Origin of the sequence: Sulfoacidibacillus thermotolerans, from assembly GCF_003144315.1 — a bacterium.
Taxonomy (GTDB): Bacteria; Bacillota; Bacilli; order Alicyclobacillales; family SLC66; genus Sulfoacidibacillus; species Sulfoacidibacillus thermotolerans.
Genome location: NZ_MPDK01000122.1, coordinates 1 through 403 on the forward strand (window position 1 = coordinate 1; position 403 = coordinate 403).

At 34.0% G+C, this 403-nt stretch carries 1 protein-coding gene; it reads left to right on the forward strand.

The window, feature by feature from the left end; translation table 11 throughout:
* The first annotated feature begins 192 nt into the window (after nt 1-192).
* Entirely contained in the window at nt 193-294 is a 102-nt protein-coding gene (ykgR, locus tag BM613_RS14780; RefSeq protein ID WP_000662258.1) for a small membrane protein YkgR, read from the forward strand.
* The last annotated feature ends 109 nt before the right edge of the window (nt 295-403 follow it).

Consider the following 403-nt stretch of genomic DNA (forward strand, 5'->3'; position numbering starts at 1 on the left):
GTCTTGAGATCAGACTCATTCCCGGAACTGACTTCAGGCGACATATATCAATGACGTTGGTGCAATAAAAGATAGTTGATGTAATACATCTATTCAAATTTGTGATACATGTCAAAAAATTGGTTGACCAAACTCGTTATTTATATAAGGGCACTTACGAAGTGCACTCTTTTTTAAAGCGAGGAAGTACCAATGAAAGAGAATAAAGTACAGCAAATCAGTCATAAACTGATTAATATCGTTGTTTTTGTCGCAATTGTAGAATACGCCTATTTATTTCTCCATTTCTATTAATAACGGAAATAAACTGTTCACTTCAGTGATATTTAAAATATGCATCCTCTCCCTTTTTTGTAAGTAATTATTATATCCGTGGGAGAGGAATACACGCTGTCAGGTAATC

Excerpts from the sequence above, each read along its gene's own strand:
- ykgR (WP_000662258.1), top strand. The coding sequence starts at position 193 with ATGAAAGAGAATAAAGTACAGCAAATCAGTCATAAACTGATTAATATC.